The 15,424-nt window shown below is 66.6% G+C and carries 15 protein-coding genes, 1 tRNA gene and 1 other RNA gene; 9 read left to right on the forward strand and 8 right to left on the reverse strand.

What is annotated here, in order from left to right; genetic code table 11:
* Positions 1-2: 2 nt before the first annotated feature.
* From AWB94_RS15205 to AWB94_RS15220, 4 genes are read right to left on the reverse strand one after another with little or no spacing between them, the layout of a single operon-like run.
* Entirely contained in the window at positions 3-806 is an 804-nt protein-coding gene (locus tag AWB94_RS15205; RefSeq protein WP_062660140.1) for a 2-keto-4-pentenoate hydratase, read from the reverse strand.
* Complete coding sequence (dmpG, locus tag AWB94_RS15210) at positions 803-1,840, reverse strand: 4-hydroxy-2-oxovalerate aldolase (RefSeq protein ID WP_062660141.1); 1,038 nt, start codon at positions 1,838-1,840, stop codon at positions 803-805. The genes AWB94_RS15205 and dmpG overlap by 4 nt, the downstream gene beginning before the upstream one ends.
* The gene (locus AWB94_RS15215; RefSeq protein ID WP_062660142.1) at positions 1,840-2,742 is read right to left on the reverse strand and encodes an acetaldehyde dehydrogenase (acetylating); all 903 of its coding nucleotides are present in this window, start codon (positions 2,740-2,742) and stop codon (positions 1,840-1,842) included. Before AWB94_RS15215 ends, dmpG begins: the two co-directional genes overlap by 1 nt.
* Positions 2,739-3,536, reverse strand: a complete 798-nt coding sequence (locus AWB94_RS15220; protein WP_062660143.1) for a 2-keto-4-pentenoate hydratase — start codon at positions 3,534-3,536, stop codon at positions 2,739-2,741. The genes AWB94_RS15215 and AWB94_RS15220 overlap by 4 nt, the downstream gene beginning before the upstream one ends.
* 124 nt (positions 3,537-3,660) lie before the next feature.
* On the opposite strand from AWB94_RS15220, the gene AWB94_RS15225 reads away from it, so the two are divergent.
* The 7 genes from AWB94_RS15225 (at position 3,661) to ligD (ending at position 10,687) form a co-directional block, all read left to right on the forward strand.
* Positions 3,661-4,428, forward strand: a complete 768-nt coding sequence (locus AWB94_RS15225; protein WP_109762690.1) for an IclR family transcriptional regulator — start codon at positions 3,661-3,663, stop codon at positions 4,426-4,428.
* Positions 4,429-4,615: 187 nt separating this feature from the next.
* Positions 4,616-5,701 carry a Gfo/Idh/MocA family protein gene (locus tag AWB94_RS15230; RefSeq protein ID WP_062660145.1) on the forward strand — a complete coding sequence of 362 codons (1,086 nt, stop codon included), beginning with the start codon at positions 4,616-4,618 and terminating at the stop codon, positions 5,699-5,701.
* A gap of 48 nt (positions 5,702-5,749) precedes the next feature.
* Entirely contained in the window at positions 5,750-6,175 is a 426-nt protein-coding gene (aroQ, locus tag AWB94_RS15235; protein WP_234811746.1) for a type II 3-dehydroquinate dehydratase, read from the forward strand.
* Between the two features lie 23 nt (positions 6,176-6,198).
* Positions 6,199-7,578 carry an MFS transporter gene (locus AWB94_RS15240; protein ID WP_062660147.1) on the forward strand — a complete coding sequence of 460 codons (1,380 nt, stop codon included), beginning with the start codon at positions 6,199-6,201 and terminating at the stop codon, positions 7,576-7,578.
* Positions 7,575-8,450 (forward strand): shikimate dehydrogenase, encoded by an 876-nt coding sequence (locus AWB94_RS15245; protein ID WP_201029641.1) that lies wholly within the window; start codon positions 7,575-7,577, stop codon positions 8,448-8,450. Before AWB94_RS15240 ends, AWB94_RS15245 begins: the two co-directional genes overlap by 4 nt.
* A gap of 117 nt (positions 8,451-8,567) precedes the next feature.
* Positions 8,568-9,644, forward strand: coding sequence for an ATP-dependent DNA ligase (locus AWB94_RS15250; protein ID WP_062660148.1), 1,077 nt, complete (start codon positions 8,568-8,570; stop codon positions 9,642-9,644).
* A gap of 2 nt (positions 9,645-9,646) precedes the next feature.
* On the forward strand, positions 9,647-10,687 hold the full coding sequence (gene ligD, locus AWB94_RS15255; protein WP_062660149.1) for a non-homologous end-joining DNA ligase: 1,041 nt from the start codon (positions 9,647-9,649) through the stop codon (positions 10,685-10,687).
* 6 nt (positions 10,688-10,693) lie between these two features.
* Here the strand turns inward: ligD and AWB94_RS15260 are convergent, their stop codons facing one another.
* From AWB94_RS15260 to AWB94_RS15275, 4 genes are all read right to left on the reverse strand, one after another.
* Entirely contained in the window at positions 10,694-10,966 is a 273-nt protein-coding gene (locus AWB94_RS15260) for a hypothetical protein (protein ID WP_131805456.1), read from the reverse strand.
* Between the two features lie 924 nt (positions 10,967-11,890).
* Complete coding sequence (locus tag AWB94_RS15265) at positions 11,891-12,916, reverse strand: S1C family serine protease (RefSeq protein WP_062660151.1); 1,026 nt, start codon at positions 12,914-12,916, stop codon at positions 11,891-11,893.
* An 83-nt stretch (positions 12,917-12,999) separates the two neighbouring features.
* Entirely contained in the window at positions 13,000-13,728 is a 729-nt protein-coding gene (lucA, locus tag AWB94_RS15270) for a lipid uptake coordinator LucA (RefSeq protein WP_062660152.1), read from the reverse strand.
* Positions 13,729-13,810: 82 nt separating this feature from the next.
* Positions 13,811-13,896 (reverse strand) — tRNA-Ser (locus AWB94_RS15275).
* A gap of 103 nt (positions 13,897-13,999) precedes the next feature.
* Here AWB94_RS15275 and ffs point away from each other — a divergent pair.
* Positions 14,000-14,094: signal recognition particle sRNA small type (gene ffs, locus AWB94_RS15280), an RNA gene on the forward strand.
* A gap of 35 nt (positions 14,095-14,129) precedes the next feature.
* Positions 14,130-15,416 (forward strand): aspartate aminotransferase type Ic, encoded by a 1,287-nt coding sequence (locus AWB94_RS15285; protein ID WP_062660153.1) that lies wholly within the window; start codon positions 14,130-14,132, stop codon positions 15,414-15,416.
* The last annotated feature ends 8 nt before the right edge of the window (positions 15,417-15,424 follow it).

Below are 15,424 nucleotides of genomic sequence, written 5' to 3' on the forward strand. Positions count from 1 at the left end.
GATCAACCCTTCTGCGATCCGGCGACTGCGATGGTTCCGAGATTGGTGAATTCGGCGGTGATCTGCGTTCCCGGTTCCACGAACACGGCGTCGGTCAGGCCACCGGTGAGCACGATCCAGCCGGCCCGCAGCGTTATCCCGCGCCGGGCCAACGAGTTGGCCGCCAACGCCAGTGCTTCAGCGGGATGACCCTGCACGGCGGCACCGGTGGCTGTTGCGACGACCTGGCCGTCGACCTGCAGCACGCACGCTTCCAGTGCGAGGTCGAGGTCGGCGGGGTCGAAGCGGCGGCCACCGACGATGAACTTCGCCGATGAGGCGTTATCCGCGACGACATCGGGAAGGGTGAATTTGAAGTCGATGTAGCGGCTGTCGATGACTTCCATTCCGGCATAGACTGATTCGACCGCGTCGAGCGCATGGGCGGCGGTCACTCCGGGACCGGTGAGGTCACGCGCGAGGACGAACACGATCTCCGGCTCGATGCGTGGATGGATGAGGTCGTCCATGGGGACCGGCTCGCCGGCCGGCAGAATCATCGCGTCGGTCAGCCACGCTGTCAGCGGCGAGTCGATGCCCATCCGCTGCTGCTTGGCCCGCGAGGTCAGACCGAGCTTCACTCCGACCACTGTCTCGCCGGCCGCTTCTTTGAGCGCGATGAGCTTGTCCTGCACCCGGTATGCGGTGGCCAGGTCCAGATCGGGCCAGTCGTCGCTGACCGGGTGCCGGTCGGTGCGGCTGGTTTCGGCATCCAGCAGCACCTGTGCTGCGGTGTCGATGCTCCAGGTCGTCGTGTCGCTGGTCATGCACTTACCTCCTGAAGGTGTCCGGCCTGTTCGGCGCGGAGGGCGAGTGCCACGTCGATGATCATGTCTTCCTGCCCACCGACGTAGCCGGCCTGGCCGACACGCGTCAGGATCTCGTGTGCGGCAACCCCGTAGCGTTCGGCAGCGCGTTCGGCGTGGAACAGGAACGAGTTGTAGACGCCGTAGCGGCCTTGGATGATCGAGTTGCGGTCGGCGACGGGCAGGCGGGTCAGCATCGGCTTTACCACCTCTTCTGCCGCGGCCAGGATCTTGTCGGTGTCCACGCCGGTGGGTACCCCCATCCGGTCGAACACGGTCACCAGCAGCTCGGTGGGCGAGTTGCCGGCGCCCGCACCGAGCGCACACAGGGTTCCGTCGATCTGGCGGGCGCCCGCAGCGTAGCCGGCCATCGAATTGGCCACCCCCAACGACAAGTTCTGGTGGGCGTGCACACCCACCTGAACGTCGTCGCCGAGTTCGGCAACCAAGGCCTCCACCCGGGCGGCGACCCCGTCGGGCAGCAGCGCCCCCGCCGAGTCGACGACGTAGACGCATTGGCACCCGGCGTCGACCATGATGCGGGCCTGCCCGGCCAGCGCCTCGGGGGTGGTTCGGTGCGAAAGCATGAGAAAGCCGACCGTTTCCATGCCCAGTTCGCGTGCGGCACCGAAGTGTTGGATCGAGACGTCGGCTTCCGTGCAGTGGGTGGCGATGCGCGCCACCGCAGCGCCGGCGTCGCGCGCCGCACGCAGGTCGGCGACCCGGCCGACTCCGGGAAGCAACAAGACGGCGATCCGGGCTCGTGTCGCGGTTTCGACGGCCGTGCGCACCAGCTGCAGTTCGTCGGTGCCGGAGAAGCCGTAGCTGAACGACGAGCCGGCCAGCCCGTCACCATGGGTCACTTCGATGACCTCGACGCCGGCGGCATCCAGTGCCGCGACCGTGGCACGGACCTGGTCGGTGGTGAATTGGTGGCGCACCGCATGGCTGCCGTCGCGCAGCGTGGTATCAGTCAGTCGGACAGGCGCATTCATCAGTTGGACACCTTCAATTCGGTGTGCGCGGCAGCTATCTTCTCGCCCACCCGCGCGGCGGCTGCGGTCATGATGTCGAGGTTGCCGGCCCACGGCGGCAGATAGTCGCCGTTTCCGCGTACCTCCAGGAACACCGAGACCCGGCCGCGACCGTTCCACCCCTGCTGCGGATCGTCGAACTGCGGTTCGGCGACCAGGCGGTAACCGGGGACATAGGCCTGCACGTCACTGACGATGCGGTGGATCGACGCGCTGATCGCGTCGCGGTCGGCGTCGGCGGGAACGGCGCAGAACACCGTGTCGCGCATGATCATCGGTGGATCGGCGGGATTGAGGATGATGATCGCCTTGCCGTGCGCAGCGCCGCCAACTGTCGTGATCGCGTGCGACGTGGTCTCGGTGAACTCGTCGATGTTGGCACGTGTTCCCGGTCCGGCCGACCGCGATGCGATCGATGCGACGATCTCGGCATAGGAGACGTCGGTGATCCGGGAAACCGCATGGACGATGGGGATGGTGGCCTGCCCGCCGCAGGTGATCATGTTGATGTTGGTCGCCGTGAGGTTCTGGCCGAGATTGACCGCGGGACAGACGAATGGGCCCAGTGCGGCGGGAGTCAGATCGATCGCGGTGATACCGGCCTCGGCGTACCGCGGGGCGTTGGCCGCGTGGGCCTTGGCGGACGTGGCCTCGAAGACGATTTCGGGAAGCTCGGTCCGCGACAGCAGCCAGTCGACTCCGCCGTCCGATGCTTCCACGCCCAGCTTCGCCGCCCGCGCCAAGCCGTCCGACGCGGGGTCGACGCCCACCATGTAACGCACGTCGATACCGTCCAGTCGCTGTAGCTTGACGAGCAGATCGGTGCCGATATTGCCTGGACCAACGATGGCCGCAACCGTCATGAGTTCTCCGTGGATGTGAAATGTGCTGTGACTGAACCAATTCCGCCAAAGACTGCGGTGACGGAGCGCCCCGCCGCGACGGGGACCGCCGCCGTCAGCGATCCGGGTAGGACGACCGAGCCCGCTTCCAGGACGGTACCGAGCGCGCCGAGCGTGTTGGCCAGCCACACCAGGGCGTTGAGCGGCGAGCCCAGTGCCGCGCCGCCGGCACCGGTACCGACGGCTTGCCCGCCTTGGTAGAGGTTGCAGCCGGTCAATCGCAGGTCCAGTCCTGCCAGTGGTACGGGGCGTGACCCGAGCACCACCGCTCCTGACGACGCGTTGTCGGCGACGGTATCGATCAGGCCGATCTTCCAGTCGGCGATGCGCGAATCGATGATCTCCAATGCAGGCAGCACATAGTCGACTGCGGCAATCGCATCTGTCGCCGTCACACCCGGCCCGGCCAGCGTGTCTTTGAGGACGAACGCCACCTCCGGTTCCACCCGGGGGGCGATGAACCGGCCGGTGTCCACGGGCAGTGACTCCAGGTAGAACATGTCAGCCAGGAGATGGCCGTAATCGGGCTGGTCGACACCGAGCTGTCGCTGCATCACCGCCGAGGTCAGTCCGACTTTGTGACCGCGGACGACGCGTCCTTCGCTCACCCACTGTTGCACCTGGCGGACCTGGATCTCATACGCGTCAGCGAGAGTCAGGCCCGGATAGGTCTGGGTCAGCGGCGGTACCGCGGATCGTTGCTCGTACGCGCTGAGCAGTGTCTTTGCGATCTGACTCAGGTCATGGTCGGTCATGGTCACAGTCCTTGGTTAACCGGTCGGAAGCGTAGACAGGCACACGATGTGCCGGTGAATGGAACAGTCGCCGATGCGGGTACGCCCTTGAACAGTGCACCAGATCACAGCCATACTCCAAGCTGTGTGTCCCGTAGAACGAAACACCCCCGAGCCCGCGACGTCGGTGGTGCGCCGCATGGCGATGCTGCTCGACGCATTCGGGCCACGCGATACCTACGTGGGCGTCAACGAACTGGCCCGTCGCACCGGGCTGCCACGTTCGACCGTGTCACGGCTGGCCACCGAAATGCAGGCCAATGGTTTTCTGGAGCGTCACGACGGACAGTTGGGCCTCAGTCTGAAGATGTTCGAGTGGGGCGAACGCGCTTCGCGGCGCCGGTCGATGCGCGAGGTGGCGCTGCCGTACATGGCCGACCTGCGCGAAGCCACCCACCAGACCATCCACTTGGCGATCCTGGAGGGCACCGAGGTCCTCTACGTCGAGATCTTGCGCAGCCACAATGCTCCTCGGCTGCCGTCGCGGGTCGGTGGTCGGCTGCCCGCGCACGCCACGGGCGTCGGAAAAGCGCTGCTCGCCGCGGCGCCGGCCGATGTCGTCGACCGTGTCATCGCCACCGGACTGCCTCCGGTCGGCCCCCGCACGATCCACACCGCTGATCTGCTGCGTCAGCAGCTGAAACGCGTGGTTGCCTCCGGGATCGCCTATGAGCACGAAGAATCCGGCCCCGGCGCAGTCTGTGTGGCCAGCGTGATCCGCAACCATGGCGCTCCCGTCGCTGCGATTTCGGCCTCCGGCTGGGCCGGCAAGGTCGATATCCGACGGGTCGGACCAGCCGTCCATACGGCGGCTTTGACCATTTCACGGGCACTGTCCACCCGTTATCCCTGATTCGCCCTCGAGGGGGGTGTTCCACTCTGCGGGCCGGCGCTGTAGGTGTCCTGGATCACCCGCTGCTACGTTGCCGTGAGTGACGCGGATCACTCCGCCGCTTGGCCCTGACACGGGTCACCGCACGCACGGTGCGTCTTTCGGCAACGAAAGGCACAGTCTCACAACGAACCTGAGGAATCTACCTGTGCCCAGAACAAGGGTCGGCATCGTCGGATGCGGCAAGATCGCGCAGAATCACGCGCGCGCCCTCGCCGCGATCGACGTCGTCGAGATCTCGGCATGCTCAGACGTCGACCTCGGTCGCGCCCGCAGCTTTGCCGACCAGTTCGAGATCGGCCAAGCCTTCGCAACACTGTCGGAGCTACTGGACAGCGGCGTGGACATCGTCACCGTGTGCACGCCACATCCCAGCCATGAAGCCGTCGTGGTGGCCGCCGCGCAACGCGGTGTGCACGTGCTGTGTGAGAAACCGATCGCGATCACCATGGCTGAAGCCGGTCGGATGATCGAGGCGACCGAGCAGGCCGGAGTGAAGTTCGGGGTGCTGTTCCAGCGCCGCTTCTGGCCGGCCGCCCAGCGGCTCAAGGAGGCGGTCGCGGGTGGAGGGATCGGGACCCCGGTCTTCGCCAGCGCCACCGTTCGCCTCGGGCGCGACCGCGCCTACTTCGACGCCGATCCCTGGCGCGGCACCTGGTCCGCCGAAGGTGGCGGAGTCCTGATCAACCAGGCCATCCACTACATCGACCTCATGCAGTGGTTCGTCGGCTCACCCATCGTCGAGGTCGGCGGAACCATCTCCACACTGGTGCACGGCGACTACATCGACGTCGAGGACACCGCCGTCGCCACCGTGCGATTCGCCAACGGTGCACTCGGAACCATCAGCGCAGGAACGACTTTCGTACCCGGTCTGGGCAACCAGGTCCTGGTCAGTGGGTCGACGGGTGCCACCGTGTCGGTCACCGAATACCCCGAAGGAACAGCGGGGATCAGCGACATCTGGACACTCTCCGGCCAAGAGGCATACCTACCGCCGCTGTCCACCGATGTCGACGCCGACCCGCCCCTGGCGCAGATTCACCAGAATCTCACCCCGTTTCACGCCCTGCAGATCGCTGACTTCGTGCACGCCGTGATCGAAGATCGTGAGCCCCTGGTCACTGGCGCGCAAGCCTGCCAAGCCCTGGAGGTCGTCTTGGCGATCTACGAATCCTCCCGCACGGGCACGCGGGTGACGTTGGCCACCGGCGCCGAGCCCGTACCGGCCTGAATCCGATCAACAGACAGGAAAACCATGTCGCACAATACGTCTCGGGATATGCCCGTTCTGGTGCTCAACGGCCCCAACCTCAACATGCTCGGTATCCGCCAGCCCCAGCACTACGGACACCACACGCTTGCCGACGTCGAGGACCTCTGCCAGAAAGCGGCCGCCGAACTCGGGGTGCGGGTCATGTTCTTTCAATCCAACGACGAAGGAATGATGATCGACCGCATCCACCAAGCTCGTGGGAACGCAGCGGGCATCGTCATCAACGCCGGCGGATGGACGCACACCTCGGTCGCACTGCGTGACGCGCTGGTGATCCCCGAAATCCCCATCGTCGAGGTCCACATCAGCAACGTCCACGCCCGTGAAGAGTTCCGCCACCACTCCTATATCTCGCCGATAGCCACGGCGATCTTCGTGGGTGCGGGCATCAACGGCTACCGCTTCGCCATCGAACATCTCGCTTCGCTCTAACCCACCCAGGCATGAGGAGAAACATGGGCATCGCATCGACATCCACCAACGGCCGTGCGCCGACCCAGACGCCGCGCCGAGCGGCCATCGCCAGTTTCCTGGGCAGCATGGTCGAGTACTACGACTTCTTCATCTACGGCTCCGCGGCGGCGCTCGTCTTCGGCCAGGTGTTCTTCCCGAACACCGACCCCATGGTCGGCACCCTCAGCTCGCTGGCCACGTTCGGCGTTGCCTACGTGGCGCGTCCCATCGGCGCCTTCTTCCTCGGACACTTCGGTGACAAGATCGGCCGCAAGCGTGTTCTGGTGTTCACCCTGCTCCTGATGGGTATTGCCACGTTCGGCATCGGCTGCATTCCGAGCCACGACGCCATCGGTGCTTGGGCACCGGCCCTGTTGGTGCTCTTCCGTATCTTGCAGGGCCTTTCGGCGGCCGGAGAACAGAGCGGCGCCAGCTCCATGACCCTCGAACACTCGCCGGAGGGTAGGCGGGGCTTCTTCACGAGCTTCACACTCGCCGGTACGCAGGCCGGTCTTGTCGTTGCCACCCTCGCGTTCATCCCGGTAGCTGCCCTGCCCGAAGACATCCTGTACTCCTGGGGTTGGCGAGTTCCTTTCTGGGCCAGTTCAATTGTCGTCGTCGTTGCGATGATCGTGCGGTCACGGCTGCAGGAGCCGCCGGTGTTCGAAGAGATCCAAAAGCAAGACGAGGTTGTCCGGTTCCCCCTGGTGCCCTTCGTCCGTTACTACTGGCCGGCATTCATCCGTATCGTGCTGTGCCACTTCTACGGCGTGATCTCCACGATGATGACGGTGTTCGGCCTGGCGTACGCCACCAAGACCTGGGAAATCCCTCGGGCCGACATGCTGTGGACAATCGTGATCACCAATACTGTTGCCCTGATCGCCATTCCGCTGTGGGCCACCCTTTCCGACCGGGTCGGCCGTCGCCCCATCTTCGCCTTCGGTGCCTTCGGCTGCGCTGCGGCTGTCTACCTCTACTTCTATGCGATCACCACCGGTAACGTCGTCTTCGTCGGTGCGGCGTCGGTACTGATGTCCGGTGTCGTCTACTCCGCCGCCAACGGCATCTGGCCGTCGATGTACCCGGAGATGTTCGACGCCCGAGTCCGCTACACCGGCATGGCGGTGTCCACCCAATTCGCCAACGTCGCACAGGGTTTCATCCCCGCAATTGCCGCGGCCATCGTGGGAACCGGAACGCTCGGTTGGCTCCCGGTGGCGATCCTGGTCAGCGTGCTGTGTGTCATCTCTGGCATCGCCGCCCTCATCGGCCGCGAAACTGCCCACGTCACACTCGACCAACTCGGTTCACCGCGCCGGACCAACCAACTGGCCAGCAACACGACCCCCGACCCGCTGGTCGTCCAAGGCGCACTTTGAGCAACGAATACCTCGTCGGATTGGTCGGCAGCGGCATCCAGATGTCGCTGTCGCCAATCCTGCACGAAACCGAAGCCCATACCCTCGGACTCGACTACCGGTATGTCAAGCTCGACGTCGACAACTTGCCCGCCCCGAGCCAGCTGGGCGATATCCTCACGGCCGCAAGGACACTCGGGTTCTCCGGTGTCAACGTCACCCATCCCTTCAAACAAGCCGTGATCGGTCACCTCGACCAGATCTCCGACGAGGCAGCCGAAATCGGTGCCGTCAACACGGTGGTGTTCGACGGCTCGCACGCAACCGGATACAACACCGACTCCTACGGTTACCAACAGCTCGCGCTGGGCAGCCTCGTAGGCCGTCGAACCGGCAGAGTCGTCCAGTTCGGCGCTGGTGGCGCCGGCTCGGCCGTCGCGTACGGACACCTCGACGGCTTCCCGGGACGCCTCGACATCGTCGACATCGATACCGACCGGGCCCGCGTTCTTGCCGACAAGCTCGCCGAGCGCTTCGGGGCACACCGGATCGGTTGGGCGCCCACCGGTGATGTTGCCGCCTTGGTGGCCCAGGCCGATGGATTCGTCAACGCCACCCCGATGGGCATGGCGGCTCACCCCGGCAGCCCCCTGCCCGCCGGCGTCATCGCCGCACACCACTGGGTCATCGATATCGTCTATATGCCCCTGCGCACTCAACTGATGGTCGAGGCCGAAGCTGCCGGGGCCCATGTCGTCGGGGGGCATGCGATGACTGCCTACCAAGCGGCAAAGGCATTCGAGCTGTTCACCGGTGAACGGCCCGACAGTCAACGGATGCTCGCCCAGATCCAGCGTGAAGTCGCGGGGCGTCTTGCGTCGGCCGACGCCTAGGAGGTGGCTCGGACACTCCGGCTCCCGTCGTTTCCCCTGAGGGTGGCCGCGACAGCGGATCAACCGAGCAGGCCTGTTGTGCGATGACATTGCTTGGTGTCGGCGGTCTACGTGAGTATGAAGAGCGTGCAGCTCCCCGTATTGCCACCATTGGAGCCGATGCTGGCCAAGGCCGTGGCCGAGGTGCCCGATGACCCAGGGGTGTGGTCCTACGAGCCGAAGTGGGACGGCTTTCGGGCCCTGGCCTTTCGGGATGGCGACGATGTGGTGCTGCAGTCGCGCAGCGGTAAGGAACTGGGCCGGTACTTCCCGGAGTTGATCGAGGCGCTGCGTGACGAGCTCGCCGACCGCTGCGTGCTGGACGGGGAAGTGGTGGTGCCCCGCGAGGTGGCCGCCGACGATATCGGCAAGGGCAGGGTCCGGCTGGACTGGGAGTCGCTGAGCCAGCGCATCCACCCGGCGGCCAGCCGGGTCACGTTGCTCGCCGAGCAGACCCCGGCCCACTTCATCGGTTTCGACGCGCTGGCGGTGGGCGACCGCTCATTGCTCGCCGAACCGTTCCGGGTCCGGCGCGCGGCGCTGGTCGACGCCGTCAACGAGAAGACCTGGTGTCATGTCACGCGCACCACCGAAGACCCCGCGCTGGGAGCCGAATGGCTGCACACCTTCGAGGGGGCCGGGCTGGACGGCGTCATCGCCAAGCGGCTGGACGGCCCCTATCTACCGGGTAAGCGCGAGATGGTGAAGGTCAAGCATCATCGCGACGCCGATTGCGTCGCCATCGGTTACCGCATCCACAAGAGCGGTGCGGGTGTCGGTTCGATCCTGCTGGGCCTCTACAGCGACGACGGTGAGCTGCAGATGGTCGGCGGTGCCGCCTCGTTCACGGCGAAGGATCGGCTGACACTGCTGGCCGATCTGGAGCCGCTGCGCGTGGGTGACGAGGTCCGCGAGGGTGATCCCAGCCGGTGGAACTCGGCGGCCGACAAGCGCTGGATCCCGGTGCGCCCGGAACGGGTGTGCGAGGTGGCCTATGACCAGATGGAGGGGCACACCGGGGTGGGACAGCAACGCTTCCGGCACGCGGTGAAATTCCTGCGTTGGCGACCGGACCGGGAACCCGCCAGTTGCACGTTCGCCCAGCTCGACGTGCCCCTGCGCTACGACCTGACCGACGTCCTGGAGGGGAACTGACCATGGCCACGCCCGCCGAAGAACTCGACATCGACGGTGTCGCGGTCCGCCTGACCAACCCGGACAAGGTGTACTTCCCTCAGTCGGGATACACCAAGCGCAATGTCGTCGACTACTACCGGTCCGTCGCCGACCGGATGGTCGCGCTGCTCATGGACCGGCCCACCCATCTACAGCGCTTCCCGGACGGTATCGAGGGCGAGGAGATCTACCAGAAGCGGGTGCCGCAGAAACACCCCGACTATCTGCGGACCTGCACGGTGACGTTCCCGTCCGGCCGGACCGCGGATGCGCTGAAGATCACGCATCCGTCGGCCGTCATCTGGGCCGCGCAGATGGGCACCATCACGCTGCACCCGTGGCAGGTGCGCTGCCCGGACACCGAACATCCCGACGAGCTGCGGGTGGACCTGGACCCACAGCCCGGCACCGACTTCGCCGACGCCCGGCGGATCGCCGTCGAGGTGCTCAAGCCCATCCTCGACGAACTCGGTTACGTCGGATATCCCAAGACCTCGGGCGGCCGTGGTGTGCACGTGTTCATCCGGATCAAGCCCGAGTGGGATTTCATCGCCGTCCGCCGGGCCGGTATCGCCTTGGCCCGCGAGGTCGAGCGCCGGGCACCCGATGCCGTCACCACCTCGTGGTGGAAGGAAGAACGGGGCGCCCGGCTGTTCATCGACTACAACCAGAACGCCAGGGATCGCACATTCGCCTCGGCCTATTCGGTGCGCAAGACGCCGATCGCGACGGTGTCGATGCCGCTGTGCTGGGACGGCCTGGCCGACGCGGATCCCGACGACTACACCATCGCCACGGCGCCGGACCTGGTGGCCAAGCGCGACGACCCGTGGGCCGGTATCGACGAGACGGCGCACTCATTGGAGCCGCTGCTGGAGATGATGCGCGCCGACGACGAACGCGGGCTGGGTGACCTGCCCTATCCGCCGAGCTACCCGAAAATGCCCGGCGAACCGCCGCGGGTGCAACCCAGCAAGAAGGTGGCCGCCCACTGGGACGCCGACGGCAACCCGATCACCTGAGGCTGCTCAACGCAGCGGGACGACTCCGGTGCTGACCAGAATCGGCTGGCTGCTCTCCAGCGACTCCAGATGCGAGGCCGCGCTGGACGCCGCCGCCACCGAGCTGAATTCGACGGCACCCAGCAGCAACAGGGGCCACAATGCCCCGGCGGCGGCGCTGAGCGCGAACTGATACGGCACCGGATCGTGCTCAGCACCCATGCGCCGACTGGCCGCGTAGATGACCACTGCACTGAGTGCCCAGCCGATGAGGTAGGCCGCTATGACGGTTTGGACCACGTTGTCTTCCCCCTTGCCATGCGAGCCGGCTGTTGCCTCGTGCACAGCAGCCCGCCGCGGGTAGTTAAGCCAAATGTAACGCCGTGATGCGGGCCGGGAAAGTCCTGTGCGACGCCGCTGCGATGCAAAACCAGCAGGTCAACGGCACTCAGAAAACCTCCAGCAACGCGTTGGGCGGTTGCCCGCGCCACGACCGGTTGCGATATCGATGGGCGGTGCAACGTTCTGGGCAGGCGGTGGCGGTCGCGGCGGCGGTGGCAAATGGCCGGGGAAGGCGGCCGCCGCGAGACGGGTGTGGGTGCGGATGCCGGGCGCTCCGGTGCCGGGCGGGGACGCCGTCGGCATCGCCCGACGTGCCCGGCGAACGCCCGTACGGGGCTGGCGCCTCGGGCTGCCGCGCACTGCCGACCGCCGTCGGGCGCTGCCGACGGCGGCGCCCGGATATCGCGGTGCGTCGGCGGCCGGTTCCCGCGGCGTTCGCAGATGCAGTGAAAGGCGCTGAGAGAGTGCCATTTTCAAGATCAAACGAGGTTGGCCGCATGTCTGCCGTCGGCGACGGCGATGACAAGCGAGGACGCGGGGATCCGCTCGCCTCGGGGTGGCACCGGGCACGGAGTGAATCGACGGGTGCGCGGGGGCGCGTGGTCGGACCGCTCGGCAGCGGCGAGCGACGTCACCCGCCGGTGCCGCCGGCACGGGTTTTCCCGGAGACCGGGTTCGGGGTGGACGGATCGACAGTGCCACACGAATTCGACGCCGAACGTCAACTATGGCAATTTTGACGAGTACGTCACATTTTGTCGCCGATGCTTGCGCGAGCAACGCCGAGCCCACTCAAATAACGCGGACGAAAATTTTGAAAAGTTTTTTGGGTGGCGCGGCGTGGCTACGCCATTTCGCGGCGCGCCGCGGATGTCGGGGCGCTCAGTCGCCCGCGTTCAGGGTGGCCTTCCCGACCCGGTGCTGACCGGCCCGATCGATCCACGTCAGGGCGATGACATCGCCGGGATAGTGCCGATCGAGCACCGCGGTCAGCTCCGTGGCGGAGTCCAGCGGGGTCCCGTCGAGGGTCAGCAGCACGTCGCCGTCGGCCAGTCCGGCCAGGTCGGCGGGTCCGCCACGCATCACCTCGTGCACGATCACCCCGGGAAACGCCTCGTGTTGCTCGGCGGTGCTGACACCGACGCCCAGCAGCGTCGGGGGACCGATGTGCACGGTCTCCGACGGCGTACCGGCGCGAATCTGGTTGGCGATCGGCAGCGCATCGTTGATCGGGATGGCGAAGCCCTCGCCGCCGGGGCCCATGCGGAAGTTGACCGAGGCGGCGGTGGTGATACCGACCACCTGGCCGGCGCTGTTGACCACCGGTCCGCCCGAGTCCCCGGCCCGCACGGGCGCGGCGATCTCGAACAGTCCGGTCATCTGATTCGAGGACCCGGTCAGCTCGTCCTCGGCGCTGATGGTGCGGCCGAAGGCGCTGATGGTTCCGGTCTCCTGGGTCAGCGGGGCGCCGGAACCGCGGGCATTGCCGAGGGCGACGACGGGATCCCCGATGGCCAGCTGCGCGGAATCGCCCAGCGGCGTCACGGGCAGTCCACCCGCGCCGCGCAGTTGCAGCACCGCGATATCCCTGCCGCGGTCGAAGCCGACGATATCGGCGGCGAATGACCGGCCGCCCACCATCGCGTTGATCGTGTCGGCGCCCTGGATCACGTGGTAGTTGGTCAGCACCTGGCCGTTCGGGTCGAGCACGATGCCGGTACCCGTGCCCATCACGTGCTGGTAGTCCACGGTGGTGTCGATACGCACCACGGATGGTTCCACCGCGGCGATCGCCCCGGACAGGTCGGCGGGTGCGGCGACGGCGGGAGCGACCGGGGCGACCACCAGTACGGCGGCCAACATGGCGATCAGGGCCGCAAGCCACCTTCGAAAGTGGAACGTGCCCATTCGCCGCCTTCCGGAGCGCCAGAGGTGTTCCCTCAATATTGACGGTGCGACCGGAAACTGTCGACGCATCGACACACTGACGGTCAGTCCTCGAGGGCTACCCCGCCGCGTGTGCGACCGCGTCGTGCCTTCCCGGCAGGACGGCGGTTACGCAGTTTGCTCCCACCGGCCTCGGTTTCGGTATCGGTATCGTCGACGGCCGCGTTACCGGCGACGGAATCCGTATCGGTCGCGGTGGCCTCGTCGGCTGCGGAACCGTCGACGGGTTCGTCGTCCGCCGGCGCGCCGTCAGACTCGGATGTGTCCGAAATCTCGTCGTCGGCGCTCGTACGGCGGCCGCGGCGCCCCTTCTTCTCCGCCTTGGTCTTGAGCGGTTTCGGCGGCGGCGGGGGCAGTTCGGCCACGAAGGCGAGATAGAACGAGAACGCGCCGAGCAGCGCGATGGCCGCGGCGGCACCGTACACGCCGAACAGCCACTGGCCGGCGTTATCGAGGCTCAGCCAGATCTCACTGATGCCGGCGCCCGCGATCAGCAGGCCGGCCAGCACGTGCGCCACCATCGACCACACCCGCAACGACAGCGCCAGGGTGGGCGTGCCGAGCTCGGGCTTACGGGTACGCGACCAGGTGAAGAAGACCGGCAGCGCCGTCAGCGCCACCACGGCACCACACACGATGCGCAGCACCGTGCCCAGGGTGTGGGGCCACTGCCCGGTCAGTTCGTACCAGCGCGGCAGGACGAAGAAGAAGTACAAGGCGACCGCAAGCACGAGGGACGCTGCATGCCACAGCACCGCGATACCGCGCCGCATCGTCCTCCTCGGGTCGGTGGGCCGGAGCGCGACGGCGGCCATCGCCTGACGACGATCGCCGGTCGCGCCCCGGACCCGACGGCGGAGGATAGGGGATTTGAACCCCTGAGGGCTGTTAACCCAACCCGCGTTCCAGGCGAGCGCCATAGGCCACTAGGCGAATCCTCCGTCGGCCATGGTAGCCGACCGTCCGGAGCCGCCGAACCAACCGCCCGTCTCACCGACCCCCGGTCGCTCCGCTGCCGCCCGCGTCGAAGGACTACACTCACTGTCCGGACCCCGCGCGGCGTCCATCCTGTGAACTCCCCCAGGGCCGGAAGGCAGCAAGGGTCAATGGGCTCTGGCGGGTGCGCGGGGTCCCCTCATGATTTTGGTTCACGGCTTCTCTTGAAAGGCGCGCCGTGTCGTTTGAGTCCCTCAGCCGTGACGAACTGGTCGCCCATCACGACCAGCAGCAGCAGAACTACGCCACCTTGCGGGCCAAAGGGCTGGCCCTCGACCTCACCCGCGGTAAGCCGTCCCCGGAGCAGCTGGATCTGTCCAATGCGCTGCTGAGCCTGCCGGGTGCGACGTACCGGGACGCCGACGGCACCGACACCCGCAACTACGGCGGTCTGCACGGGCTGCCCGAGCTGCGGGCCATCTTCGGCGAGCTGCTCGGCATCCCGGTGCCCAACCTGATCGCCGGCAACAACGCCAGCCTGGAGTTCATGCACGACGCGGTGGTGTTCTCGCTGCTGCACGGGGGCGTGGACTCGCCTCGGCCGTGGATCGCCGAAACCCAGGGACCGGGGCTGAAGTTCCTCTGCCCGAGCCCGGGGTACGACCGGCATTTCGCCATCACCGAGAGCTATGGCATCCAGATGGTGCCCGTGCCGATGCGTGAGGACGGCCCCGATGTCGACCTGATCGAGGAACTGGTCGCCGGCGACGCGACGATCAAGGGCATGTGGTGCGTGCCGGTGTACTCCAATCCGACCGGGGTCACCTACTCCTGGGAGAACGTCCGCAGGCTGGTTCAGATGCGCACCGCGGCGCCGGATTTCCGGCTGTTCTGGGACAACGCCTACGCCGTGCACACCATCACCCACGATTTCGTGAAGCAGGTCGACGTGCTCGGGTTGGCCGAAGCCGCGGGTAATCCGAACCGCCCGTTGGTCTTCGCCTCCACGTCCAAGATCACCTTCGCCGGTGCCGGGGTCAGCTTCTTCGGTGGCTCGCTGGGCAACATCGCCTGGTACCTGCAGCATGCGGGGAAGAAGTCGATCGGTCCGGACAAGGTCAACCAGCTGCGCCACCTGAAGTTCTTCGGCGACGCCGACGGGGTGCGTCTGCACATGCGGCGGCATCAGGCGTTGCTGGCGCCCAAGTTCGCGTTGGTCGCCCAGATCCTGGAGGACCGGCTCGGGGACTCGAAGATCGCCTCCTGGACCGACCCCAAGGGCGGCTACTTCGTCAGCCTCGATGTGCTGCCGGGCACCGCCAAGCGCACCATTGCGCTGGCCAAGGACGCCGGGATCGCCGTGACCGCGGCGGGCGCGGCGTTCCCGTACGGGAAAGACCCCGAGGACAAGAACATTCGGATCGCGCCCAGCTTCCCGTCGGAACCCGATCTGCGCGAGGCCATCGACGGCCTTTCGACCTGCGCGCTGCTCGCGGCCACCGAGTCGCTGCTGGCTCGTGATTAGTCGCACCC

This window comes from Mycolicibacterium canariasense (genome assembly GCF_002101555.1).
GTDB classification, from domain to species: Bacteria; Actinomycetota; Actinomycetes; order Mycobacteriales; family Mycobacteriaceae; genus Mycobacterium; species Mycobacterium canariasense.